At 71.8% G+C, this 25,085-nt stretch carries 22 protein-coding genes, 3 tRNA genes and 1 pseudogene; 16 read left to right on the top strand and 10 right to left on the bottom strand.

Features of this window, described 5'->3' with window-relative positions; all coding sequences use genetic code 11:
* Positions 1–18 precede the first annotated feature (18 nt).
* The 3 genes from AB5L52_RS13350 (at position 19) to AB5L52_RS13340 (ending at position 285) form a co-directional block, all read left to right on the top strand.
* Positions 19–91 (top strand) — tRNA-Glu (locus tag AB5L52_RS13350).
* Positions 92–112: 21 nt separating this feature from the next.
* Positions 113–184 (top strand) — tRNA-Gln (locus AB5L52_RS13345).
* Between the two features lie 28 nt (positions 185–212).
* Positions 213–285 (top strand) — tRNA-Glu (locus tag AB5L52_RS13340).
* Between the two features lie 53 nt (positions 286–338).
* Here AB5L52_RS13340 and AB5L52_RS13335 read toward each other — a convergent pair.
* Positions 339–983, bottom strand: a complete 645-nt coding sequence (locus AB5L52_RS13335) for a MerR family transcriptional regulator (RefSeq protein ID WP_369364156.1) — start codon at positions 981–983, stop codon at positions 339–341.
* Between the two features lie 83 nt (positions 984–1,066).
* On the opposite strand from AB5L52_RS13335, the gene AB5L52_RS13330 reads away from it, so the two are divergent.
* Positions 1,067–1,576 (top strand): DUF4188 domain-containing protein, encoded by a 510-nt coding sequence (locus tag AB5L52_RS13330; protein WP_351024348.1) that lies wholly within the window; start codon positions 1,067–1,069, stop codon positions 1,574–1,576.
* 96 nt (positions 1,577–1,672) lie between these two features.
* Here the strand turns inward: AB5L52_RS13330 and ndgR are convergent, their stop codons facing one another.
* Positions 1,673–2,389 (bottom strand): IclR family transcriptional regulator NdgR, encoded by a 717-nt coding sequence (gene ndgR, locus AB5L52_RS13325; RefSeq protein ID WP_020270051.1) that lies wholly within the window; start codon positions 2,387–2,389, stop codon positions 1,673–1,675.
* A 200-nt stretch (positions 2,390–2,589) separates the two neighbouring features.
* Here ndgR and leuC point away from each other — a divergent pair, with 200 nt between their 5' ends.
* The 4 genes from leuC (at position 2,590) to AB5L52_RS13305 (ending at position 5,901) form a co-directional block, all read left to right on the top strand.
* Entirely contained in the window at positions 2,590–4,014 is a 1,425-nt protein-coding gene (gene leuC / locus AB5L52_RS13320; protein ID WP_351024352.1) for a 3-isopropylmalate dehydratase large subunit, read from the top strand.
* A gap of 6 nt (positions 4,015–4,020) precedes the next feature.
* Positions 4,021–4,614 carry a 3-isopropylmalate dehydratase small subunit gene (gene leuD / locus AB5L52_RS13315; protein ID WP_351024354.1) on the top strand — a complete coding sequence of 198 codons (594 nt, stop codon included), beginning with the start codon at positions 4,021–4,023 and terminating at the stop codon, positions 4,612–4,614.
* 266 nt (positions 4,615–4,880) lie between these two features.
* Positions 4,881–5,111, top strand: a complete 231-nt coding sequence (locus AB5L52_RS13310; protein WP_351024357.1) for a hypothetical protein — start codon at positions 4,881–4,883, stop codon at positions 5,109–5,111.
* Positions 5,112–5,247: 136 nt separating this feature from the next.
* Positions 5,248–5,901, top strand: a complete 654-nt coding sequence (locus tag AB5L52_RS13305; RefSeq protein ID WP_351024360.1) for an HU family DNA-binding protein — start codon at positions 5,248–5,250, stop codon at positions 5,899–5,901.
* Between the two features lie 70 nt (positions 5,902–5,971).
* On the opposite strand, the gene AB5L52_RS13300 is transcribed toward AB5L52_RS13305, so the two are convergent.
* Positions 5,972–6,175, bottom strand: coding sequence for a hypothetical protein (locus AB5L52_RS13300; RefSeq protein ID WP_351024363.1), 204 nt, complete (start codon positions 6,173–6,175; stop codon positions 5,972–5,974).
* A 98-nt stretch (positions 6,176–6,273) separates the two neighbouring features.
* Positions 6,274–6,912, bottom strand: a complete 639-nt coding sequence (cofC, locus tag AB5L52_RS13295) for a 2-phospho-L-lactate guanylyltransferase (RefSeq protein WP_369364152.1) — start codon at positions 6,910–6,912, stop codon at positions 6,274–6,276.
* A gap of 153 nt (positions 6,913–7,065) precedes the next feature.
* Between cofC and AB5L52_RS13290 the strand changes: the two genes are divergently transcribed.
* From AB5L52_RS13290 to AB5L52_RS13280, 3 genes are read left to right on the top strand one after another with little or no spacing between them, the layout of a single operon-like run.
* The gene (locus tag AB5L52_RS13290; RefSeq protein WP_369364151.1) at positions 7,066–7,896 is read left to right on the top strand and encodes a lysophospholipid acyltransferase family protein; all 831 of its coding nucleotides are present in this window, start codon (positions 7,066–7,068) and stop codon (positions 7,894–7,896) included.
* Positions 7,893–8,903, top strand: coding sequence for an NAD(P)H-dependent glycerol-3-phosphate dehydrogenase (locus AB5L52_RS13285; protein WP_369364149.1), 1,011 nt, complete (start codon positions 7,893–7,895; stop codon positions 8,901–8,903). The genes AB5L52_RS13290 and AB5L52_RS13285 overlap by 4 nt, the downstream gene beginning before the upstream one ends.
* 59 nt (positions 8,904–8,962) lie before the next feature.
* Entirely contained in the window at positions 8,963–10,120 is a 1,158-nt protein-coding gene (locus tag AB5L52_RS13280; RefSeq protein ID WP_351024373.1) for a D-alanine--D-alanine ligase family protein, read from the top strand.
* Positions 10,121–10,132: 12 nt separating this feature from the next.
* Here AB5L52_RS13280 and AB5L52_RS13275 read toward each other — a convergent pair whose 3' ends face one another.
* Entirely contained in the window at positions 10,133–10,654 is a 522-nt protein-coding gene (locus AB5L52_RS13275; RefSeq protein WP_351024376.1) for a DUF3515 domain-containing protein, read from the bottom strand.
* A gap of 20 nt (positions 10,655–10,674) precedes the next feature.
* Positions 10,675–10,908 (bottom strand): Lrp/AsnC family transcriptional regulator, encoded by a 234-nt coding sequence (locus AB5L52_RS13270; protein WP_023546505.1) that lies wholly within the window; start codon positions 10,906–10,908, stop codon positions 10,675–10,677.
* Positions 10,909–11,156: 248 nt separating this feature from the next.
* Here AB5L52_RS13270 and AB5L52_RS13265 point away from each other — a divergent pair, with 248 nt between their 5' ends.
* Both AB5L52_RS13265 and thiD read left to right on the top strand, forming a co-directional pair.
* Complete coding sequence (locus tag AB5L52_RS13265; RefSeq protein ID WP_369364146.1) at positions 11,157–12,122, top strand: thiamine-phosphate kinase; 966 nt, start codon at positions 11,157–11,159, stop codon at positions 12,120–12,122.
* On the top strand, positions 12,119–12,916 hold the full coding sequence (gene thiD, locus AB5L52_RS13260; RefSeq protein ID WP_369364144.1) for a bifunctional hydroxymethylpyrimidine kinase/phosphomethylpyrimidine kinase: 798 nt from the start codon (positions 12,119–12,121) through the stop codon (positions 12,914–12,916). The genes AB5L52_RS13265 and thiD overlap by 4 nt, the downstream gene beginning before the upstream one ends.
* Positions 12,917–12,951: 35 nt before the next feature.
* Here the strand turns inward: thiD and AB5L52_RS13255 are convergent.
* Both AB5L52_RS13255 and rpmB read right to left on the bottom strand, forming a co-directional pair.
* Positions 12,952–13,845 (bottom strand): annotated as a pseudogene (locus AB5L52_RS13255) (BTAD domain-containing putative transcriptional regulator); the annotation flags it as partial.
* Positions 13,846–13,959: 114 nt separating this feature from the next.
* Positions 13,960–14,145, bottom strand: a complete 186-nt coding sequence (rpmB, locus tag AB5L52_RS13250; RefSeq protein ID WP_003993230.1) for a 50S ribosomal protein L28 — start codon at positions 14,143–14,145, stop codon at positions 13,960–13,962.
* A 257-nt stretch (positions 14,146–14,402) separates the two neighbouring features.
* Here rpmB and AB5L52_RS13245 point away from each other — a divergent pair, with 257 nt between their 5' ends.
* Entirely contained in the window at positions 14,403–16,103 is a 1,701-nt protein-coding gene (locus AB5L52_RS13245; protein WP_351024390.1) for a DAK2 domain-containing protein, read from the top strand.
* Positions 16,104–16,115: 12 nt separating this feature from the next.
* Here the strand turns inward: AB5L52_RS13245 and AB5L52_RS13240 are convergent, their stop codons facing one another.
* Both AB5L52_RS13240 and AB5L52_RS13235 read right to left on the bottom strand, forming a co-directional pair.
* A complete protein-coding gene (locus AB5L52_RS13240) occupies positions 16,116–19,043 on the bottom strand; it encodes a tetratricopeptide repeat protein (RefSeq protein WP_369364141.1) in 2,928 nt (975 codons plus the stop codon).
* The gene (locus tag AB5L52_RS13235; RefSeq protein ID WP_351024395.1) at positions 19,043–20,893 is read right to left on the bottom strand and encodes an HSP90 family protein; all 1,851 of its coding nucleotides are present in this window, start codon (positions 20,891–20,893) and stop codon (positions 19,043–19,045) included. Before AB5L52_RS13235 ends, AB5L52_RS13240 begins: the two co-directional genes overlap by 1 nt.
* A gap of 221 nt (positions 20,894–21,114) precedes the next feature.
* Between AB5L52_RS13235 and AB5L52_RS13230 the strand changes: the two genes are divergently transcribed.
* Positions 21,115–24,351, top strand: coding sequence for a helicase-related protein (locus AB5L52_RS13230; RefSeq protein ID WP_369364139.1), 3,237 nt, complete (start codon positions 21,115–21,117; stop codon positions 24,349–24,351).
* Between the two features lie 131 nt (positions 24,352–24,482).
* Positions 24,483–25,070, top strand: a complete 588-nt coding sequence (rsmD, locus tag AB5L52_RS13225; protein ID WP_351024400.1) for a 16S rRNA (guanine(966)-N(2))-methyltransferase RsmD — start codon at positions 24,483–24,485, stop codon at positions 25,068–25,070.
* The last annotated feature ends 15 nt before the right edge of the window (positions 25,071–25,085 follow it).

Raw genomic sequence — 25,085 nt, 5'->3', positions numbered from 1 at the left:
CGATGCAGGATCGCTAGGGCCCCCGTTGTGTAGCGGCCTAGCACGCCGCCCTCTCAAGGCGGTAGCGCCGGTTCGAATCCGGTCGGGGGTACTGACTGGTCTAAACCATCATTGGTCTATGGTGTAATTGGCAGCACGACTGATTCTGGTTCAGTTAGTCTTGGTTCGAGTCCAGGTAGACCAGCTCGGACCTGCGGAAACGCAGTGTCCACGCCCCCGTTGTGTAGCGGCCTAGCACGCCGCCCTCTCAAGGCGGTAGCGCCGGTTCGAATCCGGTCGGGGGTACAGGAAGAAGGCCCTTCGCTTCGGCGGGGGGCCTTCGTCGTGCCCGGCGTCGGCTACTCGAAGCCGTACCGCCGCGCCGTCTCCTCCTCCTGGGCCAGCCGGTGCAGCGCCTGCAGTACCGGCTCGTTGAGGATCGCCCCCAGGATCGCGAACTCGATCCGCTCCGCCTGTGACGGATACGTCTCCATGTTGTCCAGGTCGAGGACGGCCGTCCGGAACATCAACTCGGCGTACGGTGAGAGCAGTTCGGCCCCGAAGTCGTAGCCGATCCGGCGGAACGCGGCCACCGCCACCACCAGCGAGCGGTAGGCGGGGGAGATGGTCGTGAGCCGCTTGGCGTTCTTCCAGCCGAGTCGGTCCAGAAGCGCGTCGACCTCCTGGTGTGCGGCCTGGACGTACTCGTCGTCCTCGTCCGGCTCCGGCACCTGCGGCAGCGCCCACAGCGCCGCGCCCAGGCGGATCGTGCGGGGCAGGGAGTCGTCGTCCACGTGCCCGAGCACCTCGCGCACCTTCGTCACCGGCACCCCGCCCACCTGGATCATCGCCCGCACCAGCCGCAGCCGGCGCAGATGCTCCTCGTCGTACTCGGCGGTGGTGGCGTTGATCTGGCGGCCCGGCGGCAACAGGCCTTCGCGCAGGTAGTACTTGATCGTCGCGGTGGACACACCGCTGCGTCTGCTCAGTTCGGCGAGCCGCATGTCTTGCGCTCCTTCTCGGATAACGGCACTATCCAAGCATTGCCAGTTGGATAGCTTTACTCGCCAACGAGGGGGATGTCGTCATGGTGGCCCGTACGACTGCCGATGCGAAGGGCGACGTCGTCGTCCTGCTGATCGGCATGCGCATCAACCGCTTCTGGGCGGTGCACCTGTGGTTGCCGGTAATGCTCGCGATGTTCCGCATGCTGAGGGACCTGCAGAAGGAACCCGAGCGGGGCCTGCTCAGCCGGGTCCTGCTGACGGCTTCGCCGCGGACCTACTACGTCGTGCAGTACTGGGAGTCCAAGGACAAGCTGTACGCCTACGCGACCGCGTCGGACGCCTTCCACCACAAGGCCTGGGCGCGCCTCAACCGCAAGGAGCGGGCCGGGAAGCTGCGCGGTCAGGTCGGCATCTGGCACGAGTCGTACGTCGTGCCGGAGGGGTCGTACGAGGCGATCTACGGCGACATGCCCGCGTTCGGGCTGGCCGCGGCGCATGGGCAGATACCGCTGGAGAAGCGGGGCCGGTACGCGAAGGACCGGTTCGCCTACCGGTCGCAGCGGGCACCGGTGGCCGAGAAGGCCGGCTGAACCGAGAAGACCGGCTGAACCAGGGGCCGGGGGAGCGAGGAGGGCCTGCCGCGGCGTTGAGGCAGGCCCTCCTCGGTGTTCCCGGAAGGCTCCCGCTCAGCCCGTGCGGCGCAGGGCCTCGGAGAGGCGCCCGGCGGCGTCGATGACCGCCTGGGCGTGCATACGGCCGGGATGGCGCGTCAGGCGCTCGATCGGGCCGGAGACGGACACGGCGGCCACCACGCGGTTGGACGGGCCGCGTACGGGCGCGGAGACGGACGCGACGCCCGGCTCGCGCTCGCCGATGGACTGGGCCCAGCCGCGCCGCCGTACGCCCGACAGGGCCGTCGCCGTGAAGCGGGCGCCCTGCAGGCCGCGGTGCAGCCGCTCGGGCTCCTCCCAGGCCATCAGGATCTGCGCCGAGGAGCCGGCCTTCATCGTGAGCGTGGAACCGACCGGGACGGTGTCCCGAAGGCCGGACAGCCGCTCGGCCGCGGCCACGCAGATGCGCATGTCACCCTGGCGCCGGTAGAGCTGCGCGCTTTCGCCCGTGACGTCACGCAGGTGGGTGAGCACCGGGCCGGCCGTGGCCAGCAGGCGGTCCTCGCCGGCCGCCGCCGCCAGCTCCGCGAGGCGCGGGCCGAGGATGAAACGGCCCTGCATGTCGCGTGCCACCATGCGGTGGTGTTCCAAGGCCACGGCCAGGCGGTGAGCCGTGGGTCGTGCCAGTCCGGTCGCGCCGACCAGACCCGCGAGGGTGGCCGGACCGGACTCCAGAGCGCTCAGGACGAGGGCCGCCTTGTCCAGAACGCCGACGCCGCTACTGTTGTCCATGAAACGATACTTGCGTCTCACTCTGTGAAACGCAAGTTCAATTTTCCGTGGAACGCGCCACTCTGGAATCACACAGCGGCCCACCGACCAAGGGGCCGGGTGTGGGGCGCCCGCGATCACCGGACACCGGGAACCAGGGCGCTGCTTCCTCAAGATCTCTAGTTGTGTCGGCGTGACCGTGGCCGGCCGGAGGGAAAGCGATGGGTAGGACACTCGCGGAGAAGGTCTGGGACGACCACGTCGTCCGGCGCGCCGAGGGCGAGCCCGACCTCCTCTTCATCGATCTGCACCTGCTGCACGAGGTGACCAGCCCGCAGGCCTTCGACGGGCTGCGGAAGAACGGCCGCCAGGTGCGCCGGCTCGATCTCACCATCGCCACCGAGGACCACAACACCCCGACCCTCGACATCGACAAGCCCATCGCCGACCCGGTCTCCCGCGCCCAGCTGGAGACGCTGCGCAAGAACTGCGCCGAGTTCGGGGTGCGGCTGCACCCGCTGGGCGACGTCGAGCAGGGCGTCGTGCACGTCGTAGGCCCGCAGCTGGGCCTGACCCAGCCCGGCACGACCGTGGTCTGCGGTGACTCGCACACCTCCACGCACGGCGCGTTCGGCGCGCTGGCGTTCGGCATCGGCACCTCGCAGGTCGAGCACGTGCTGGCCACCCAGACGCTGCCGCTGGCCCGCCCGAAGACCATGGCCATCACCGTCGAGGGCGAGCTGCCCGAGGGCGTCACCGCCAAGGACCTGATCCTGGCGATCATCGCGAAGATCGGTACGGGCGGCGGCCAGGGCTACATCCTGGAGTACCGCGGCTCCGCCATCGAGAAACTCTCGATGGAGGCCCGGATGACCATCTGCAACATGTCGATCGAGGCCGGCGCCCGCGCGGGCATGATCGCCCCCGACGAGACCACCTTCGCGTACCTCAAGGGCCGCCCGCACGCCCCCGAGGGCGCGGACTGGGACGCCGCCGTCGCGTACTGGAAGACGCTGAAGACGGACGCGGACGCCGAGTTCGACGCCGAGGTCGTCATCAAGGCCGACGAGCTGTCCCCCTTCGTCACCTGGGGCACCAACCCCGGCCAGGGCGCGCCGCTTTCGGCGTCCGTCCCCGACCCGGCTTCGTACGAAGACGCTTCGGAGCGCCTCGCCGCCGAAAAGGCCCTGGAATACATGGGGTTGGAGGCCGGCCAGCCGCTGCGCTCCATCAACGTGGACACCGTCTTCGTAGGCTCCTGCACCAACGGCCGCATCGAGGACCTGCGCGCCGCCGCCGACATCCTGAAGGACCGCAAAGTCGCCGACGGCGTACGGATGCTGGTCGTCCCGGGCTCCGCGCGGGTCGGTCTGCAGGCCGTCTCCGAGGGCCTGGACGTGGTCTTCAAGGAGGCCGGCGCCGAATGGCGGCACGCGGGCTGCTCGATGTGCCTCGGCATGAACCCCGACCAGCTGGCCCCGGGAGAGCGCTCCGCGTCCACCTCCAACCGCAACTTCGAGGGCCGACAGGGCAAGGGCGGTCGTACGCACCTGGTGTCGCCGCAGGTCGCGGCGGCCACCGCCGTCCTCGGCCATCTGGCCTCCCCGGCCGACCTGACCGACGTCCGTACGCCCGCTGGAGTCTGAGAGATCATGGAAGCCTTCACCACACACACCGGCCGGGCCGTGCCGCTGCGCCGCAGCAACGTCGACACCGACCAGATCATCCCTGCTCACTGGCTCAAGAAGGTCACCAGGGACGGCTTCGAGGACGGGCTGTTCGAGGCCTGGCGCAAGGACGAGAACTTCATCCTCAACCGCCCCGAGCGGCAGGGCGCCACGGTCCTGGTCGCCGGTCCCGACTTCGGCACCGGTTCCTCCCGCGAGCACGCCGTCTGGGCGCTGCAGAACTACGGCTTCAAGGCCGTGATCTCCTCCCGTTTCGCGGACATCTTCCGGGGCAACTCGCTGAAGAACGGCCTGCTCACGGTGGTGCTGGAGCAGAAGATCGTGGACGCGCTGTGGGAGCTGACGGAAGCGGACCCCACCGCGGAGATCACGGTGGACCTCGAGGCGCGTGAGGTGCGCGCCGAGGGCATCACCGCCTCCTTCGAGCTGGACGAGAACTCCCGCTGGCGGCTGCTGAACGGCCTGGACGACATCTCCATCACGCTCCGGAACGAGGCCGACATCGCCGCGTACGAGGCCAAGCGGCCCGCCCACAAGCCGCGGACCCTCCAGGCCTGATCCGGCCCCCCTGAGCGGGGCAGGTTTCGGCCACGTCAACACCCCCGTCCGTACCCCCGATCGCCACGATCGGGGGTACGGCCATGTCTGCCCCCGAACGGCCCCGCACGTCTCCTGCGCCGTGCTCAACTTCCCACGTTAGGAAGGGCGTTACCCGGGTACGTGAGTGCTGGGATCGCGTCCTCCGCAAGTGCCTGGAAGGCCATTTGAGGCGGCAGTTGCCCCCTGCGCAGGCGACAACTCGCCCCAGATGGCACAATCTGTGCATGGAACACGACGGCCAACTCCAGCTCTATACGGCGGTCGCGAACCAACTCAAGGAAGCGCACGCAAGGGTGCGCGCACTGCAAGTCCCGGAGGGCGTACGGATGGCGCTGACCCGGAAGCTGCTGGTCATTACGGCCGCGGCCAAGCACGATCTCGCCACTGCGGCAAGGCGGCTCGAGCAGTTCAACGCGGACCTCGATGCGGGGCGGATCCCCGACGAGGACCACTGAACAGCCCGAGATCACCGAGTCCGTTGCGGCACAAGGGTGATAAGCCCGTTTCGTGTTTGATTTGCGGTATATATCTGCCTAACGTGCGAAAAAGCTTGAACACTTTCGTTCTGGCGATGTCTCCGAAGGGGAAGACGTGAACAAGGCGCAGCTCGTAGAAGCGATTGCCGACAAGGTGGGTGGCCGTCAGCAGGCCGCCGAAGCTGTCGATCATGTCCTGGACGCCATCGTCCGCGCGGTCGTCGCGGGCGAGCGGGTCTCGGTCACCGGCTTCGGGTCCTTCGAGAAGGTGGACCGCCCCGCCCGTTACGCCCGCAACCCTCAGACGGGCGAGCGGGTTCGGGTCAAGAAGACCTCCGTGCCGCGCTTCCGCGCCGGTCAGGGCTTCAAGGACCTGGTGAGCGGCTCGAAGAAGCTGCCGCGCGGTGGCGAGGTCTCGGTCAAGAAGGCGCCGAAGGGCAGCCTGACCGGCGGCGCCGCGGCGACGGTCAAGAAGGCCGCCGCGAAGAAGACCACGGCGAAGAAGGCGGCCGCGAAGAAGGTCACCGCGAAGAAGGCGGCGGTGAAGAAGACCGCGGCGGCCGCGAAGAAGACCACGGCGAAGAAGGCCGCCGCCAAGAAGACCACGGCGGCCGCCAAGACCACCGCGGCGAAGAAGGCCGCCGCCAAGAAGGCGACGGCGAAGAAGGCTCCGGCGAAGAAGGTGACCGCGAAGAAGGCCCCGGCCAAGAAGTCGACGGCCCGCAAGACCACCGCGAAGAAGGCCACCGCCCGCAAGGCGGCGTCGTAAGGCCGCCGGGCACCCACGCGCCGGGCCGGACTCCCCTGGGGAGCCCGGCCCGCGGCGTGTGTAAGGGCAGTTACAGGGTTTGAAGGGTTACGAGGGTGATGCGCAGGGTGTCGCCCCGGCCCTCGGTCTCGATCCGCACGCGCTGGCCGGGGCGCAACAGCCGGAGGCCTCCGGCAGTGAAGGCGGCGGCGTCGAAGGGCACCGGGGTGCCGTCGTCGAGGAGCACCTGTCCACTGCGGGTTTCGGGGTCGTAGGTGTATGCGGTGGCTTGCATGGCTGCAGGGTAGCTCCGGTGCCGGGCGTCGCCGTGGGGTTCCCCGCGCCCCAGGGGGTTGCAGCCGCCGTACCTCCCGGCGAGCAGTGCCCCGAACCTTACGACCCCGGGATCAGCAAACCCGCCGATGTCGCCGCCGTATACGGGCCCACTCCCAAGGCCAGCGCCGACCGCAGATCATCCCCGGTATCCACGTCCTGTCGTACCGAATCGACCTCGGCGAGCTCCAGTTCCCGGGCGCCGGAGGCGCGATGCCGGGAACGGGAATCAAGACCGAACTCCGGGCGCAATTCCGCGTCCGGCCCCGCGGCCAGCAACGTCGTGCCCAGCTGAGCCGCATCCGCGAGAAACGCGCGCGGAAACTCCGCTGCCGCGCCCAGGACAACGGCGAGTTCCGACGGGCGCAACGCCGGGAGATCGGCATTCAGCGCCGCGATCGGTGTGCGCGGGCGCATTTCCCGTACGACGGCCGCGCCGTGCGCCAGAGCGGCGTTCAGCCCGCCCGCCGGGGTGTCCGGCACGATCCGGGCGCCCAGTGCGGCCAGCTCACGCGCGGCCAGCTCGTCGTCCGTGACGACCGCCACATCCGAAACCGCCGTACAGGCCACCGCCGCGGCCACCGTGTCCTGGGCGAACGCCAGGGCCAGCCCCGGCCGCACACCATCGCCGGCCGTGTCCGAGAGCCTGCTCTTGGCCCGGGACAAGGGTTTCAGCGGGATGACCAACGTCCATTGCACCGGCGTACCGCCCCTCTCTCCTCGCGATCATTGTCCCCGCGCCATCGGGCGCCACGAGCGGCGGGGCGTACGGTGTTCTCGACAGACCGGCGGCCTGGGGCGACACTTGTGCGGCCCCCGCCGAGGTGGCAGCCCCTAGAGGAAGGTGTCCTTGTGCCCCGCCGCAGAATCGGCTTCTGGTACCGCTTCGCCGCGGTGCTCTGCAAACCGCCGCTGGTCGTTCTGATCAAGCGGGACTGGCGCGGAATGGAGCACATTCCGGCCGAGGGCGGATTTATCACTGTGGTGAACCACAATTCCCATGTGGACCCCTTCGCGTACGCGCACTATCAGTACAACACCGGACGGGTTCCGCGATTCCTGGCGAAGAGCGGGCTTTTCAAGAAGGGATTCATCGGCGCCGCCATGCGCGGCACCGGGCAGATCCCCGTCTACCGCGAGTCCACGGACGCGCTGAGCGCCTTCCGCGCCGCGATCGACGCCGTGGAGCGCGGCGAATGCGTCGCCTTCTACCCCGAGGGCACCCTCACCCGCGACCCGGACGGCTGGCCCATGACCGGCAAGACCGGCGCCGCCCGCGTGGCCCTGCAGACCAAGTGCCCGGTCGTCCCGGTCGCCCAGTGGGGCGCCAACGAACTGCTGCCGCCGTACGCCAAGAAGCCGAACCTCTTCCCGCGCAAGACCCATCACGTGCTCGCGGGCCCGCCGGTGGACCTGTCGCGCTTCTACGACAAGGAGATGACCCCGGACCTGCTGAAGGAGGCCACCGAGGTCATCATGGCGGCCATCACCCGCCAGCTCGAGGAGCTCCGCGGCGAGAAGGCGCCCGAGACCCCCTACGACCCGCGCCGCGAGCGGATCGAACAACGGCGCCGCACCCAGGCCCAGACACAAGCCGCACAGACGCAGGCCGCACAGACGCAGGGCGCACACACGCAGGCCGCACAGACGCAGGGCACGGAACCGGAGGGGCAGAGCAAGTGAGCGAGGCGGTAAAGGCGGCGGTCATGGGCACCGGCTCATGGGGCACGGCCTTCGGCATGGTGCTCGCCGACGCGGGCTGTGAAGTGACCCTGTGGGCCCGCCGCCCCGAGCTGGCCGAGGCCGTCAACTCCACGCGGACCAACCCCGACTACCTGCCCGGCGTCGAACTCCCCGAGAACCTCAAGGCCACCTCGGACCCGGCCGAGGCGCTGCGGGACGCGGACTTCACCGTCCTCGCCGTCCCCTCCCAGACCCTGCGCGCCAACCTCGCCGAGTGGACCCCGCTGCTCGCTCCGGACACCGTGCTCGTCTCCCTGATGAAGGGCGTCGAACTCGGCTCCACCATGCGGATGAGCGAGGTCATCGACGACGTCGCCAAGGTCGGCGCGGACCGCATCGCGGTCGTCACCGGGCCCAATCTGGCCCGCGAGATCGCCGCCCGGATGCCCGCCGCCGCCGTCGTCGCCTGCGCCGACGAGGCCGTCGCCAGGCGCCTCCAGGCCGCCTGCCACACGCCGTACTTCCGGCCGTACACGGAGACCGACGTGGTCGGCTGCGAGCTCGGCGGTGCCGTGAAGAACGTCATCGGGCTCGCCGTCGGCATCGCGGACGGCATGGGGCTCGGCGACAACGCCAAGGGCTCGCTCATCACCCGGGGCCTCGCCGAGACCGCGCGGCTCGGCGTCGCGCTCGGCGCCGACCCGCTGACCTTCTCCGGACTCGCGGGCCTCGGCGACCTGGTGGCCACCTGCTCCTCGCCGCTGTCCCGCAACCACACCTTCGGCACCAACCTCGGCAAGGGCATGACCCTGGAGGAGACCATCGCCGTCACCAGGCAGACCGCCGAGGGCGTCAAGTCCTGCGAGTCGGTGGCGGATCTGGCCCGCCGGCACGGGGTCGAGATGCCCATCACCGAGACGGTCGTGGACATCGTGCACGAGGGCAAGCCGCCGGTGGTCGCCCTCAAGGAGCTGATGTCGCGCAGCGCGAAGCCCGAGCGACGCTGAGCGAACCCTCTGCGCCGTCGCTGTATCAGGGCTCTACCAACGGGTACTCTCAACGCGTTATGAGCACCGAGAACCTTCCCCAGAGCCCCGAGCAGCCGTCGCGCAAGCCCCGCGTGGCCGTCGTGTTCGGCGGGCGCAGCTCCGAACACGGGATCTCCACGGTCACCGCCGGCGCCGTCCTCGGCGCCATCGACCGGACCAAGTACGACGTGCTGCCGATCGGCATCACGCGGGAGGGCCGTTGGGTGCTCACCGCCGACGAGCCGGAGCGGATGGCCATCACCGACCGCCGGGTGCCCGCCGTCGAGGACATGGCCGAGTCCGCCGAGGGCGGCGTGGTGCTCCCCGTCGACCCGGCCAACCGCGAGGTCGTCTACAGCGAGCCCGGCTCGGTGCCCAAGGCGCTCGGCGAGGTCGACGTGGTCTTCCCCGTGCTGCACGGCCCGTACGGCGAGGACGGCACCCTGCAGGGCCTCCTGGAGCTGTCCGGGGTGCCGTACGTGGGCGCCGGTGTGCTCGCCTCGGCGGTCGGCCAGGACAAGGAGTACATGAAGCGGATCTTCACCTCCTACGGGCTCGGGGTCGGCCCGTACGTGGTGATCCGCCCCCGTGAGTGGGAGCGGGACGAGTCCGCCGCCCGCAAGAAGATCGTCGACTTCGCCGGCGACCACGGCTGGCCGCTGTTCGTGAAGCCCGCGCGCGCGGGTTCCTCGATCGGCATCACCAAGGTCGACGACCTGTCCGGCCTGGACGAGGCGATCGCCACCGCGCAGGCGCACGACCCGAAGATCCTCGTCGAGGCCGCCGTGCGGGGCCGCGAGATCGAGTGCGGGGTGCTGGAGTTCGAGGACGGGCCGCGCGCCTCCGTGCCGGCCGAGATCCCGCCGCCGGACGCGCACGCGTACTACGATTTCGAGGCCAAGTACATCGACTCCACGCCCGGTATCGTCCCGGCGCCGCTCACCGAGGAGCAGACGGCCGAGGTGCGGCGGCTCGCGGTGGAGGCGTTCGAGGCGGTCTCCTGCGAGGGCCTGGTCCGCGCGGACTTCTTCCTCACCGAGGACGGCGAGTTCGTGATCAACGAGATCAACACGCTGCCCGGTTTCACGCCGATCTCGATGTACCCGCAGATGTGGCAGGCCAGCGGCGTCAGCTACCCCGAGCTGATCGACCGCCTGGTGCAGGCGGCGCTGCGCCGCTCGACCGGGCTGCGCTGAGCACCCGGCAGATCATCCGCGCATGGAGGCGATCCCCGTGGGGATCGCCTTCTTCACGGCGTCCGCGAGGTGCGTGAGCACGACCGTGCCCTCGTCCTGCGCGGACATCCCCTTGGGCAGGCTGACCTGCACATAAGCCACGCGGCCCGCGGTGGTGAACCGCCAGGTGCCGTCGCCCTGCCTCTCCATCAGCCAGTCGACGCCGTTCACCCCGCCCGCGATGGCGTCGGGGTCACCGCCCTCGGCCACCTTGGGATCGATCATCTTCGGCGGCCGTACCACCCCGCAGCGCAGTATGATCGCCGGGCTTCCCCAGCCCGCCGTGTAGGCGGACCGGGGCTCGGGGTCGTTGCGGCTTCGTCCGTCGAGCTGCTGCGGCAGCGCCTTGTGCAGATCCCGGCACACCGGGGCCGTCTTCGCGTCGGGGCTGGGAACCGCCACCGTGGCGCTGTCGTCTGCAGATGAACAGCCCGCGACCGTGATCAGCAGCGCGGGCGCGAGCAGGCCGAAGGGCCGGTGACGGAAGATGTTCACCGGCCAAGCGTAGACGGGGGCTACAGATGCACGACCGGACAGGTCAGGGTGCGGGTGATGCCTTCCACTTGCTGGACCTTGGCGACCACCATGCGACCGAGGTCGTCGACCGTGTCGGCCTGGGCGCGCACGATGACATCGTACGGACCCGTCACGTCCTCGGCCTGGATCACTCCAGGGATCTTGGCGATCACTTCGGCGACGGTCGACGCTTTGCCGACCTCCGTCTGGATCAGGATGTACGCCTGTACCACGGAACCTCCAGGGCGGCCACGAGGATCATGTGGGGAAAAGGAACGCCACGGTATCGCGTCGCCGCTCCCCGCGGGGAGACCTGCGGGAACCGGGCTTGCGCGCCAGGGTGCAGGCACCACGGAAGTTGACGGTCCGCGTGACCGTACCGACGGTCGTAAAGGACCGTCTCGACGGTCATCTCGACCGTATCGGGGACACTGATGACGCGCGAGTGGGCACGGCATGGCAGAGAAGGGGAGCCAGGACGATGAAGGGCACTGTTGGTGAGCTCGGGGAGTTCGGGCTCATCAGGGAGCTCACCTCCCGTCTCACCACCACCCCGGCGGTCCGGATCGGCCCCGGCGACGACGCCGCGGTGGTCGCCGCGCCCGACCGGCGGGTGGTGGCGAGCACCGACATCCTGCTGGAAGGGCGGCACTTCCGCCGCGACTGGTCCACGGCGTACGACGTCGGGCGCAAGGCCGCGGCGCAGAACCTCGCCGACATCGCCGCGATGGGCGCCGTACCGACCGCCCTGCTGCTCGGCCTGGTCGTGCCGGCCGAACTCCCGGTGACCTGGCCCAGCGAGCTGATGGACGGCCTGCGCGACGAGTGCCAGGTCGCGGGCGCCTCCGTGGTCGGCGGGGACGTCGTACGCGGGGACACGATCATGGTGTCGATCACCGCGCTCGGCGATCTGCGCAACCAGGAGCCCGTCACCCGGGCCGGTGCCCAGCCCGGCGACCTGGTGGCCGTCACGGGCTGGCTGGGCTGGTCCGCGGCCGGGTACGCGGTCCTCTCCCGCGGCTTCCGCTCCCCGCGCGCCTTCGTGGAGGCTCACCGGCGTCCCGAGCCGCCGTACCACGCGGGCCCGGCGGCGGCCGCCCTGGGCGCGACCGCGATGTGCGACGTGAGCGACGGGCTGATCGCCGACCTCGGGCACATCGCCGAGGCCAGCAAGGTCCGCATCGACATCCGATCCAGCGCGATCGACATCCCGACGCAGATGAACGACATCGGGCAGGCCGTGGGCGTCGATCCGCTGCAGTGGGTGCTGAGCGGGGGAGAGGACCACGCGATCGTCGCGACCTTCCCGTCGGACACCAAGCTGCCGGCCCGCTGGAAGGTCATCGGCGAGGTCCTCAACCCCTCCGCGCTGCCCCAGGTGACCGTCGACGGGGCGCCCTGGACCAGCAAGGGCGGCTGGGACCACTTCGGGGACATCGAGTCATGATTCCCCGGGTTCTCACGGTGGCGGGCTCGGACTCCGGCGGTGGCGCCGGAATCCAGGCCGACCTGAAGACGATGCTGGCGCTCGGGGTGCACGGGATGAGCGTGATCACGGCGGTGACCGCGCAGAACTCACTGGGCGTGCAGGGCGCGTGGGAACTGCCCGTGGCGGCCGTACGCGCCCAGTACCGCAGCGTCGTCGACGACATCGGCGTCCAGGCCGTGAAGACCGGCATGCTGGCCTCGGCGGAACTGGTCGAGGAGGTCGCCGAGTTGATCTCCGGCACGGACGCGCCGGCCGTGGTGGACCCGGTGGGCGTCTCCAAGCACGGCGACCCGCTGCTGGCCGCCTCCGCGCTGGACTCCGTACGGACGAAGCTGCTGCCGGCGGCCACCGTGGCCACCCCCAACCTCGACGAGGTGGCCCAACTCACCGGCGTGCACGTCGAGTCCGAGGACGATCTGCGGCGAGCGGCGGCGGCCGTGCTGGCGTACGGGCCGCGGTGGGTGCTGATCAAGGGCGGGCATCTGTCCGGGGACGCCGTGGATCTGCTGACGGACGGCTCGTCCGAGCACTGGCTGCGCGCCCCCCGCCACGACAACCGGCACACCCATGGCACGGGCTGCACCCTCGCCTCCGCGATCGCCTCGGGGCTGGCGAAGGGACTCACCGTGCCGGACGCGGCCACGCAGGCCAAGGAGTACGTCACCGGGGCGATCGCGGCCGGGTTCGCACTGGGCGCCGGCATCGGCCCGGTGGACCACGGGTGGGCGCTGCGGGGGGCTCACGCCGGGTAGTCGGGCAGCTCGACGAGATACGCGTCCGCGTGGGCGCGGGCGCGGGCGGCTTCGAGTGCGAGCCGGGTCTTGCCCGCCCCGCCGGGCCCGGTCAGTGTGACCAGCCGGGTGTCGGCGAGGAGCGCGCCCAGGCGGGCCAGTTCGGTGTCCCGGCCCACGAAGCGGGTCAGCTGGGCCGGGATCCGGGGCCGCGGCCGGTCCGCCCCGGCACCCCGCAGCAGCTCCAGGTGCAGGGCCGCCAGCTCCGGCGACGGATCGGCGCCCAGCTCGTCGGCGAGCGCGCGCCGGGCCTCCTCGTACACCGTGAGTGCCTCGGCGGGCCGCCCGGCCGTGTGCAGGGCGCGCATCAGCTGCCCGTGGAGCCGCTCGCTCAGCGGCTGCGCGGCCAGCAGGGAGCGCAGCTCGGGCACCAGCTCCGGGCCGCCGCCCAGGGCGAGATCGGCCTCGATCCGGTCCTGTACGGCGGCCAGCCGCAGCTCTTCCAGGCGTGCGGTGTCGGCGTGGGCGTCCGGCAGGTCGGGCAGTGCGGGGCCGCGCCACAGGGCGAGCGCCTCGTGCAGCCGGGCCGCGGCAGCCTCCGGGTCGCCGGCGGCGAGGGCCGCGCGGCCCTCCCGGGCCAGCCGCTCGAAGCGGTGGGCGTCGACGCGGTCGGCGGGGACATCGATCCGGTAACCGGCCGGTCCCGCCTCGATCGTCGCGTGCGGGGCCAGCCGCCTGCGCAGCCGGGATATCTGCGACTGCAGGGCACCCGCCGCCCCGGCGGGCGGCTCGGCGCCGTACAGGCCGTCGGTCAGCCGTTCCGTGGAGACCGGGCGGCCGGCGTCCAGGAGCAGCAGCGTGAGCAGGGCGCGGGGGCGGGGGCCGCCGGGGTCGATCGGGCCGCCGTCGTCGGTACGGATGTCCAGCGGGCCCAGGATGCCGAAGCGCATTCCCCGGATTCTGGCAGGTGGAAAGGGGTCTTGGGTACGGCAAAAAGCCGGTCCACCCTCGGGTGGACCGGCTCAGTGCAGCGAACCAGCAGTGGCCGCGCGCTTAGCGATGCGTCAGCGCGAGACCTTGCCGGCCTTGATGCACGAGGTGCAAGCGTTCACGCGCTTCGGCGTCCCGCCGACCACGGTACGCACACGCTGGATGTTCGGGTTCCAGCGGCGGGACGTACGGCGGTGCGAGTGCGAGATGTTGTTGCCGAAGCCCGGCCCCTTGCCGCAGACGTCGCAGTTGGCAGCCACGGGTCACTCCAAAGACTTCAGATGCACTTACGGTTAATCCCGGCATGCCGGGATCGAGATCGTACGACCTGAGATCTGAGTGGCGTTGCCAGGGGAACGGCCCGATCAGGATCGGGCAACCGGAGCAGCATACAACGACTGCGTCCGTACAACGAAACTACCATGGCAGCTCAGGGCCCCGCCCCCGGCCCTCTTCCGGTGGACACCACCCCGGGGTCTACGCTGCGACCACGTCCAGCCAGTTCAGGGAGGCGCAGGTGGCGCAGGTGCCGCAGACATTCCTCGATGCTCTCGCGGTGCGCACCTGGTGCGGTCTGGCACTCGCGGCGGTGGGGCGCGCGCGTGCGGAGATCGACGCGATCAACGTCTATCCGGTGGCCGACGGCGACACCGGAACGAATCTCTACCTCACCCTGGAGTCGGCGGCCACGGCCGTGGAGGCGGTGTTCGCCGGATACGGGACGGGCGCCGGGGAGCCGTCCCTCGCGGACGCCGCGCACGCGATGGCCCACGGGGCGCTCATCGGGGCTCGGGGCAACTCCGGGACGATCCTGGCGCAGTTGCTGCGGGGCATGTCCCAGGTGCTCGCCGACGACAGCGGGCGTGCGACCCCCCACATCGACGGCGCGGGGCTGCGGCTGGCGCTGCGGCGGGCCGCGGACTCCGCCCGGCAGGCCGTGGCCCACCCCGTGGAGGGCACGGTGCTGACCGTCGCCTCGGCCGCCGCCGAGGCCGCCGAGGGAGCCGAGGGCGACTGCGGGACGGTCGCGCGGGCGGCCTACGAGGGCGCGCGGACGGCCCTCGCGGCCACACCGGAGCAGCTGGCCGTGCTCGGCCGGGCCGGGGTCGTGGACGCGGGCGGACGGGGGCTCGTGGCGGTCCTGGGGGCGCTGGTGGAGGCGTTCACGGGGGAGACGCCGACGGTCCCGGTACCGGTGACGCCGAGAGCCCCGGGCGCTGTTTCCGGCGGGCACGCGCGCGTGGAGCCCACGTCCGACGCTGATGCCGGGCTCTGCGCCGACACGGCCGGCGCCGGCGGGCCCGCCTTCGAGGTGATCTATCTCCTGGAGGCCGACGACACGGCCGTGGCCCGGCTCCGGGCCCGCCTCGACGCCCTCGGCGACTCCCTGGTCGTGGTCGGCGGCGACGGGCTGTGGAACGTCCATGTGCACGTCGACGACGCGGGCGCCGCCGTGGAGGCGGGCGTCGAGGCCGGGCGGCCGTACCGGATCCGGATCACCCACTTCGGGCTCGGCGACGCGCACACCGCCGGCGAGCGGCTCCCGCGCGAGCGGGTCCAGCGGGCCGTCGTCGCCGTCGTACCGGGCGAGGGCCTGGCCGGGCTGTACGGCGAGGCGGGCGCCACGACCGTCCTCGCGCGCCCCGGGGAGCCGCCCGCCAGCGGGGAGCTGGTGCAGGCGCTGCGGCGCGCCCACGCGCGCGAGGTCGTCCTGCTGCCCAACGACGCCGAGCTGCGCCACACGGCCGCCGCGGCCGCCGAGCAGGCCCGCACCGAGGGCATCCGGGTGGCCCTGATCCCGACCCGCTCGGCGGTCCAGGGCATCGCCGCGCTCGCCGTGCACGAGCCGGAGCGCCGGTTCGACGAGGACGTCGTCCAGATGACCGCGGCGGCGGGCGCCACCCGGTACGCGGAGGTCGTCGTCGCCGAGCACGAGTCCTGGACGACGGCCGGCATCTGCCAGGCCGGGGACGTCCTCGGGCTGATCGACGGCGACGTGGCGGTCATCGGCCCCGAGGTCACCGCCACCGCCGCGACCGTCCTGGACCGCATGCTCCAGGCCGGCGGCGAGCTGGTCACCCTCGTCGTCGGTGACGAGGCTCCCGCGACCATCGCCGAGTACCTGGAGACACGGGTACGGGAGTCCTACCTCGCCGTGGACACCGTGGTGTACCGGGGCGGCCGGCAGGGGACCCTGCTGCTCATCGGCGTGGAGTGACCCCGCCCCGGCTCACTGCTCCAGCAGCTGGGCGGCCTCCGCCCGCCGCGCCCGGACGGTGTCGTCCGCCTCGTCGACGTCCTCGTAGGCCGCGAGTACGGCACGCGCGCGTGCCGCCGCCTCCGCGGACCGGCCGAGGTCGGCCGCCAGCCAGCCGGCGGCGAGTTCGGCGCCGGTACGGTCGTGCAGCCCGTCCGCGCCCAGCGTGCCGAACAGCGTGGCCGCCCGGTCCAGCTGGACCAGCGCCGCCTCGAACGCGGCCTGGATCACACCGTCTTCGGCCTCCTCGGCCACCGAGCGGGCCAGCAGATCGCCGAACTGGCGGTGGGTGTGGGCCAGTTCGATGCCGAGCTGGTCCCGGGCCACCGGGTCCGCGGCGGCCGCCAGCGCCCGCTCGCACTCCCGCACCGCCCGCGCCATCAGCTCGCGCGCATCCTCCGCACCGCCGTCCCCGCGCAGCGCCAGCCAGCCCCGGGCCCGCAACGAGCGCACCCGGAACGGCGCGTTGCCCAGCGCGAGCCACAACTCGCCCGCACGCGCGTAGGCCTGATCCGCCTCCTCCACAAGTCCGGCCTTGCTCAGCGACTCGCCGGCGAGATGGGCGAGCGTGGCATGGTCCTGCTGCTCGGGCCAGAGCCGGGCGATCTCGGCCGCGCGCAGCCGGTGTTCGGCGGCCGCGCGATGGTCGCCCAGCTCGCTCAGGCAGTCGCCGAGCCACCACCGCGCCTGTACGACGGCCCCGTCGCCGTGTGTCTCGGCGGACAGGTCGGCCAGCGCCGACTCCAGCACCTCGGCGGCCTCCGCACAGCGGTCCTGGCGCAGCAGGAGCCCGCCCAGCTGCTGCCGTGCCCAGCCGCCCAGCGTGCCGCTCGCCCCTGCCTCGTCGGCCCAGTGCGCGGCCTGCCACGCGTGCTCGGCGGCCTCGGCCACCTCGCCGCGCCCGCCCACGAGCTCCGCGAGCTGCAGATGCAGCTGCGCCCGCCCGACCGGCTCCAGGTACGGCCCGCCGTGCTCCAGGGCGGACCGCAGCGCCCGCTCGGCCCCGGCCAGGTCACCGGCCTGCTGGGCCAGGGCGGCGAGCTGTGCCTCGTACTCCACCGCGAACCACGGCAGCCCGGCGCTCAGATACCCGTCGACCGCCCGCCGGAACAGCTCCGCGGCCCGCCCGCCGTCGCCGCGCAGCAGCGCCAGCTCGGCGAGCATCCCGCGGGCCTCCGCGTCCCGGGCGGCCAGCCGCACATCGTCCGCGCCCCGCCCCCCGACCAGCGCGAGCACCTCCCGCACGGCCTGCTCGGCCCGGCTGAGCCCTTCCGCGCCGTCCGCCTGCGCGAATCCCTCGTGTACGCACCGCATCAGGATCCGGGCCCGGCTCATCACCACCGAGGCGGTCTGCCGCAGGCCGGTGGCCTCGTCGGCGTACAGCGCGAGCGCCTCGTCGTACAGCCCGGTGACCGCCTCCAGGGCCGCGTCCACCTCGCCCGTCAGGGCACGGACGTACGCGCCACGCGCGCGTGCCGCCAGTGCCTCGCCGAGGTCGCCCGCCTCCGTGTACAGCGCCGCCGCCCGTTCGAACAGTTCGACGCCCTCGGGGCCGCGGGCCATCGCCTCGTGGTCGGTGAGCTCCGCGCCGTCGCGCGGTTCCAGTTCCACGCCCTCCGCCGCCTGCGCGGCCGCCGCCCAGGCCTCGAGCGCGTGCGGGAGCAACGACTCCGAGAGCCGGCGGGCCTCGGCCAGCAGGGCGGGCAGGCCGGGCGAATCCGCCGCCTCGGGCGCCGGGGGCGCCGGGGGCACCGGGGGCGCGGCCACCGGCGCCGGGCGCACCGTACGCACGCCCAGCGGCAGCCGGTCCGCCAGCGGCCGCTGCGCCATACGCGCGCGTGTCCGCTCGCCGACGTACGCCGTGCCGTTGCGCCGGTCGAACTGCTCGGCCAGCTCCAGCGCCTCCGCGCGCGCGTGCCCGGCGAGTTCCGCCGCGGTCCAGGCCCGCCCGGCCGGCCCCGGCACCCGCTGTCCGGCGAGCCCCAGCTCGGCCAGCCGGTCCATCAGCAGCGCCACCACGGCCAGGAAGTCCAGCCGGCTGCGCGGCTGCCCGGTGTCCGTGAAGTACGCCGGACGCTCGGCGAGCAGCTCCAGGGCACGCGCCTCGTTGCCGGTCAGCGCGCAGAACTCCACATGGTCGGCGTACGCGCCGCGCATCGACTCCATCGGGCGTACGAGGCGGAAGCCGCGCAGATGGTGGCCGCGCGCCTCGTCCACGCGGCCCAGGCGCAGCAGCGGGGCCAGCGAGGAGGCCAGCACGGTGTGCGGCTCGTGCGCGCACGCGAACTCGCCCTCCAGCACCGGCCGCCACAGCTCCAGCGCCTCCGTGTCCCGGCCGCGCGTGACCTGCCAGGTGCCCTGCCCGTGCAGCTCGCACGCGTGGCAGTCGGCCATCGCGTCCCGGTCCGCGGCGAGCCACGCCGCGTACGCCCGCTCCGCGCGCGCCAGGTCGCCGATGTGCTCGGCCACACTGAACTCGGCTCCGTGCACGGCCCGTTCGGAGTACCCGGCGAGCCGGTAGCGGTGCGCCATCTCACCGAGCCACTTCTCGATCGAGGCGAGCGGGATGTGCGGCTGGTCCAGCATGCCCGCCGACATCCACTTGAAGACCCAGTGCAGCGAATGCGCCTCGTACTCGTCGAAATCCTCGGGCCGCTCGTCCCACATGCGCAGCAGCCGCGCGAACGGGACGAACATCTTGCCCTTCTCGGAGCTGTAGTTGTAGACCTTCAGCTGGTGTCCGAGCGCCTCGATCACGGCGAGCGGGATGTTCAGCCCCTCGGCCGCGGCGAGCAGCTGCTCCGCGCGTGCGTTGCGGGCCGGGCCCTCCGGCTGCTCGGCGTTGTCCGCCAGCGCCCGGCGCAGCGCGTCGAAGTCCGTGATCCTTTCGGTCCCGCCCATCAGCGATCACCCTCCCGATGCGTGGACTCGCCGAGTGTGGCCCATTCCAGGAGGCCGATGAACGCCCGGTTGAGCAGCGCCGAGTCGGCCGGCCGCAGCGGGCGCTGCGCCATCAGCAGGGCCTGCCCGTACAGCGACTCGGTGGCGGTGCCGATCAGCTCCGGGTCCTTCAGTGAACCGATGCGCCGGATCAGCGGGTTGAGGTGGTTGAGCACCAGACGCGCGCGGGGGGCGCTGCCGCGCAGCGAGCCCAGGATGCCCGCCCACAGGTCGTCGGACTGCTCCTCGGCCGCCGCGCGCGCCTGCTCGTGCCGGGCGGCCCGGTCGTCCAGATGCAGCGCGGGCACCGACAGCGGATGGAAGGCGCGCAGTACGACGTCGCAGTTCAGCGGGTCGAGCTTGGCCCGCGCGGCCGCCAGGAAGCCGGTCAGGGCGAGCTCCTCGCCCGGGTCGACGTCGTCCAGGTGCGCGGTCACGGTGTCCGCGTCCAGCTCGGCGACGACCGTCCCCGGCCGGACCGACGGCAGCGCCTCGACCAGCTCGCCGTCGTAGGTGTAGCCGCCGTTGACGACCCCGACGCCCTGCGCCGAGGCGATCGGGGCGACCTGCCGGTACTCCTCGACGGTCCGCGTGAAGTGCACCACCGGGTGCCGCTGCGCGAACTCCTCCAGGGACAGCTGTCCGTCGGTCGTCTCGAACGGCAGCCAGGGCAGCATCGTGCGCAGCATCTCCCGGTCGTGCCGGGCGAGCGACTTCACCCCCAGGTGGTGCACGGCGAGGAAGGCCGTCAGCCGCTCGGGATCACCGGCGGCGAGCCCCGTGAGCCAGGCGCGGATCCTTGTCCCGAGCGCCTCCCGCACGGCGGCCAGCGTCTCGTCCTCGTACAGGGACTCGCGCGAGGCCGTGGGCCGCAGACTGTCGGTGTCCAGCACGCACCGCACGAAGAACGCCCAGTCGGGGAGCAGCTGTTCGGCCCGCTCGGTCAGCAGCATGCCCTTGAGATGCACCCGGTGGGTGGCCCGCTGGGCGGGGCTCACGGCCGCGGGCAGCACATACGCCACCCCGCGGATCCCGGCCAGCGGCACGTCCAGGTCGATCGAGTCCAGCGGCGCGAATCCGAACAGCTCGCGACAGTGCCGGGCCAGCGCCACCCTTCTGCTCGCGGGGCTCGGATACGGCCGGTCCCAGGGCGCGGGCAGCTCGGTGACCGGCTCCTCGCCCACCCGGACGTCGTACGGCAGCAGCGAGCCGAAGTCCCGGGCGAGGGTGCGGACCCGCTCGGGCGCGAGCCACTCGGCCGCCCCGGCCCGCGCGGTCAGATACACGGTGGTGCCGGGCTCGGGCCGCGCCGATCCGTCCAGCGTGCGCACGGTGTACGAGCCGTCGTCGCGCGCGATCCACTCCACCGGCGGCGCGCCGGGTGTACGGGCGCTGCGGCTGACCACCCGGATCCGCTCGGCGACCAGGAAACAGGCGAGCAGACCGATGCCGAACTGGCCGAGGAAGCCCGAGCGGGCCTCCTGCAGGCCCTCGGCCCGCTTCGAGCTGCGTCCGATGGTGGCCAGCAGCTCGTGCACGTCCGCCTCGGTGAGGCCGATGCCGCTGTCCTCCACGCGCAGGCCGCCGTCCGCCGGGTGCAGCCGGATCAGCGCCGGGGCGTCCGGCTGTCCGGTCCGCCGCGCGGTGACGGCGTCGACGGCGTTCTGCAGCAGCTCGCGCAGATAGACCTTGGGACTGGAGTAGAGGTGATGGGAGAGCAGGTCCACCAGACCGCGCAGGTCGACCTGGAACGTGTGAGGTGAGTGAGGTGACTGGGATGCCTGGGCTGACTGTGAGGTCTGGGAGTCCATCGTCACTGCGCCGGAGGGGGGAGTGCGTGCGGCGCGGGGTCGGGCGGTCCCGGCGTGCGGTGACCGCGGAGGATGGCCGGAGCGCGCCATCCTAGAGCCGGATCAGCCCACCTGACCAGGGGTTTCCTGGATGTTAACGGCCTTTCGGACGAATCCGCAGGCTAGCGTCCACCGTGTTCCGCCGGGCGGCGTCTACGGCATTGTCAGTGCCGTGGTGTGCAATGGATCCCGTGCCCGCACTGGAAGAACCACTGAAGCAGCCACTGAAGTCAGTGCTCGGCCCCGCCACCGCGAAGGTGATGGCCGAGCACCTCGGCCTGCACACCGTCGGCGACCTGCTCCACCACTACCCGCGCAGATACGAGGAGCGCGGCCAGCTCACCCATCTCGCCGACCTCCCCATGGACGAGCACGTCACGGTGGTCGCCCAGGTGGCCGACGCCCGGCTGCACACCTTCGCCTCCGCCAAGGCCCCCCGCGGCAAGGGCCAGCGGCTGGAGGTCACGATCACCGACGGCAGCGGCCGGCTCCAGCTGGTCTTCTTCGGCAACGGCGTCCACAAGCCGCACAAGGAGCTGCTGCCGGGCACGCGCGCGTTGTTCGCCGGCAAGGTCTCCGTCTTCAACCGCCGCCTCCAACTGGCCCATCCGGCCTACGAGTTGCTGCGAGGCGACAGTGACGAGACGGTGGAGAGCTGGGCCGGCGCCCTGATCCCCATCTACCCGGCCACGGCCAAACTGGAGTCCTGGAAGATCGGCAAGGCGGTCCAGACGGTGCTGCCCACCGCGCAGGAGGCCGTCGACCCGCTGCCGCCGTCCCTCCGCGAGGGCCGCGCCCTCCTCCCTCTCCCCGAGGCCATCCTCAAGATCCACCGTCCGCACACCAAGGCCGACATCGCGGGCGCCCGTGCCCGCCTGAAGTGGGACGAGGCCTTCGTCCTCCAGGTCGCCCTGGCCCGCCGCCGCCACGCGGACGCCCAGCTCCCCGCCGTGCCGCGCCGTCCCACGCCCGACGGCCTCCTCGCGGCCTTCGACGACCGCCTGCCCTTCACCCTCACCGAGGGTCAGCAGAAGGTCTCCAAGGAGATCTTCGACGACCTCGCCACGGAACACCCGATGCACCGCCTGCTGCAGGGCGAGGTCGGCTCGGGGAAGGCCCAGCCGCTCGACTCGCTCGTGCTCGCACCATCCGGATTCCGTCGTATGGGGGACCTGGCGGCCGGAGACGAAGTTGTCGTTCCGGACGGGGAGATCGCGGTGGTCGACGGTGTCTTCCCGCAGGGAGAGCGCGATGTCTGGCGGCTGGTCCTCTCTGACGGAAGTTCCGTGGAGTGCGACGACGAGCATCTCTGGATCGTCGGCACGCGCCGTGGGTGGCACCGTGGCCAGGCCCCCAGGGTCATGACGACCCGGGAGATCCGTTGCGACACGGTCGAGGCCGACGGATCTTCGAAGTGGTATCTCCCCGTGGCGGCCCCGGTCGACCTGGGGGGCGATGCGCAGCTTCCGCTCGACCCCTACCTGTTCGGTCTGCTGCTGGGCGACGGCTCGTTCCGGCACACCGTGAGGCTGTCCACCGCCGACGCCGAGATCCGCGACGCCGTGGCGTCGGCGGTGGCTCCCGACTGCCGTCTTGTTCCGGTCACGGGCTCTCGATGCGACTACACGCTTGAACTCGCCCGTCGCACGGGCGGAGTGCGCAACCCCGTCATCCAGACCCTCCGTGATCTGGGATTGTGGGGGACGGCCTCGCACGGCACGTTCATCCCCGCCGAGTTCAAGAACACCTCGATCAAGAACCGTCTCGCGCTGCTGCAGGGGCTCCTGGACACGGACGGCACCGTTCAGGCGAATGGCCCCGACATCTCGTTCTGCTCGGCCTCACGCCGGCTCGCGGACGATGTCGCCTGGCTCGTGCGTTCGCTGGGAGGCAGAGCACGGGTCCTGCCGAAGCGAGGCGCCTTCGAGGTCTCCGTCGCGCTGCCGGGCGAGTACGCCCCGTTTCGGCTGTCCCGCAAGGCGGACCGGGTCCGGCCCCGGCCGGAATACGACACCTTCCGCCGCGGGATCCGTGCCGTCGAACATGTGGGGCGCAAGCCGGTCCAGTGCATCAGCGTCGCCCACCCCAGCCGTGCCTACGTCACCGACAACTTCACCGTGACCCACAACACCATGGTGGCCCTGCGCGCGATGCTCGCCGTGGTCGACGCCGGCGGTCAGGCGGCCATGCTCGCGCCCACCGAGGTCCTCGCCCAGCAGCACCACCGCTCGATCACCGAGATGATGGGCGAGCTGGCCGAGGGAGGCATGCTGGGCGGCGCCGAGCAGGCCACCAAGGTCGTGCTGCTCACCGGCTCCATGGGCGCCGCCGCCCGCCGCCAGGCCCTGCTGGACCTCGTCACCGGCGAGGCCGGCGTCGTCATCGGCACCCACGCCCTGATCGAGGACAAGATTCAGTTCCACGATCTCGGCCTGGTCGTGGTCGACGAACAGCACCGCTTCGGCGTGGAACAGCGAGACGCCCTGCGCGGCAAGGGAAAGCAGCCTCCCCACCTCCTCGTCATGACGGCCACCCCCATCCCGCGCACGGTCGCCATGACGGTCTTCGGCGACCTGGAGACCTCCGTCCTCGACCAGCTCCCGGCCGGCCGCTCCCCGATCGCCAGTCATGTGGTCCCCGCCGCCGACAAGCCCCACTTCCTCGCCCGCGCCTGGGAGCGGGTCCGCGAGGAGGTGGCGAACGGCCACCAGGCGTACGTCGTCTGCCCCCGCATCGGCGACGACATCGATGAGGCCGCCGACCCGAGGAAGGCGAAGAAGTCCCCGGAGGACGAGGCCGAGAAGCGTCCGCCGCTCGCCGTCCTCGACGTGGCGGACCAGTTGGCCAAGGGCCCCCTTCAGGGCCTGCGGGTCGAGGTCCTCCACGGCCGTATGCACCCCGACGACAAGGACGCGGTCATGCGCCGCTTCGCGGCCGGCGAGACGGACGTCCTGGTCGCCACGACCGTGATCGAGGTCGGCGTCAACGTCCCCAACGCCACCGCCATGGTGATCATGGACGCCGACCGCTTCGGCGTCTCCCAGCTCCACCAGCTCCGCGGCCGCGTCGGCCGTGGCTCGGCCCCCGGCCTCTGTCTCCTGGTCACCGAGATGCCCGAGGCCAGCGCCGCCCGCCAGCGCCTGAACGCCGTCGCCTCCACCCTCGACGGCTTCGAGCTCTCTCGCATCGACCTCGAACAACGCCGCGAGGGCGACGTCCTCGGCCAGGCCCAGTCCGGCGCCCGCACCAGCCTGCGAGTCCTGGCGGTCATCGAGGACGAGGAGGTCATCGCGGAGGCCAGGGAGGAGGCGACGGCGGTGGTGACGGCGGATCCGGAGCTGCGGCACCTTCCGGGTCTGCGTACGGCCCTGGACGCCCTCTTGGACGAGGAGAGAGAGCAGTACCTGGAAAAGGGATGAGAGCAGTACCCGGAACAGGGATGAGGCGTGCCCGCCCGCAGGCGCGGGGCCGTATCGGCTGTGCGGCTACCGCCACGCGGGCGCGACCAGCCACAATGAACCGTAAAGCCGCCCACGGAGAAGGACCCCCCATGACCCGCGTGATCGCCGGTCGGGCAGGCGGACGGCGCCTGTCAGTACCGCCCGGCACTGGAACCCGGCCGACATCAGACCGAGCACGCGAAGGCCTCTTCTCCACCTGGCAGTCGCTCCTCGGCGGCCCCCTGGACGGCGAACGGGTCCTCGACCTCTACGCCGGCTCGGGAGCCGTAGGCCTGGAGGCGCTGTCCCGAGGCGCGAGCCACACCCTTCTCGTCGAGGCCGACGCCCGCGCCGCGAAGGTCGTCCGCGAGAACGCGAAGAACCTCGCCCTCCCCGGCGCCGAGGTGAGAGCGGGCAAAGCGGAACAAGTCATCAGAACCGCACCCCCCGCCGAGCCGTACGACCTCGTCTTCCTCGACCCCCCGTACGCCGTCACGGACGACGATCTTCGCGAGATTCTGCTCACACTCCTCTCGGAAGGCTGGCTCGCCGAAGAAGCCCTCGTCACCGTGGAGCGCAGCACGAGAGGCGGCCCATTCCACTGGCCGGACGGCTTCGAGGCCCTGCGGTCCCGTCGCTACGGTGAGGGAACGTTTTGGTACGGTCGCGCCGCCGCTACGTGCGAAGACGCACGATGACAGGACCGGAGAGCG

The sequence above is a fragment of the Streptomyces sp. CG4 genome (assembly GCF_041080655.1).
Lineage (GTDB): Bacteria > Actinomycetota > Actinomycetes > Streptomycetales > Streptomycetaceae > Streptomyces.
The sequence above is the reverse complement of the archived record's forward strand: the minus strand, read 5'-3'. Positions and strand labels throughout refer to the sequence as shown.

Excerpts from the sequence above, each read along its gene's own strand:
- AB5L52_RS13335 (WP_369364156.1), bottom strand. The coding sequence starts at position 983 with ATGCGGCTCGCCGAACTGAGCAGACGCAGCGGTGTGTCCACCGCGACG.
- AB5L52_RS13330 (WP_351024348.1), top strand. The coding sequence starts at position 1,067 with ATGGTGGCCCGTACGACTGCCGATGCGAAGGGCGACGTCGTCGTCCTG.
- ndgR (WP_020270051.1), bottom strand. The coding sequence starts at position 2,389 with ATGGACAACAGTAGCGGCGTCGGCGTTCTGGACAAGGCGGCCCTCGTC.
- leuC (WP_351024352.1), top strand. The coding sequence starts at position 2,590 with ATGGGTAGGACACTCGCGGAGAAGGTCTGGGACGACCACGTCGTCCGG.
- leuD (WP_351024354.1), top strand. The coding sequence starts at position 4,021 with ATGGAAGCCTTCACCACACACACCGGCCGGGCCGTGCCGCTGCGCCGC.
- AB5L52_RS13310 (WP_351024357.1), top strand. The coding sequence starts at position 4,881 with ATGGAACACGACGGCCAACTCCAGCTCTATACGGCGGTCGCGAACCAA.
- AB5L52_RS13300 (WP_351024363.1), bottom strand. The coding sequence starts at position 6,175 with ATGCAAGCCACCGCATACACCTACGACCCCGAAACCCGCAGTGGACAG.
- AB5L52_RS13280 (WP_351024373.1), top strand. The coding sequence starts at position 8,963 with ATGAGCACCGAGAACCTTCCCCAGAGCCCCGAGCAGCCGTCGCGCAAG.
- AB5L52_RS13265 (WP_369364146.1), top strand. The coding sequence starts at position 11,157 with ATGAAGGGCACTGTTGGTGAGCTCGGGGAGTTCGGGCTCATCAGGGAG.
- thiD (WP_369364144.1), top strand. The coding sequence starts at position 12,119 with ATGATTCCCCGGGTTCTCACGGTGGCGGGCTCGGACTCCGGCGGTGGC.
- AB5L52_RS13240 (WP_369364141.1), bottom strand. The coding sequence starts at position 19,043 with ATGGGCGGGACCGAAAGGATCACGGACTTCGACGCGCTGCGCCGGGCG.
- AB5L52_RS13235 (WP_351024395.1), bottom strand. The coding sequence starts at position 20,893 with ATGGACTCCCAGACCTCACAGTCAGCCCAGGCATCCCAGTCACCTCAC.
- AB5L52_RS13230 (WP_369364139.1), top strand. The coding sequence starts at position 21,115 with ATGGATCCCGTGCCCGCACTGGAAGAACCACTGAAGCAGCCACTGAAG.
- rsmD (WP_351024400.1), top strand. The coding sequence starts at position 24,483 with ATGACCCGCGTGATCGCCGGTCGGGCAGGCGGACGGCGCCTGTCAGTA.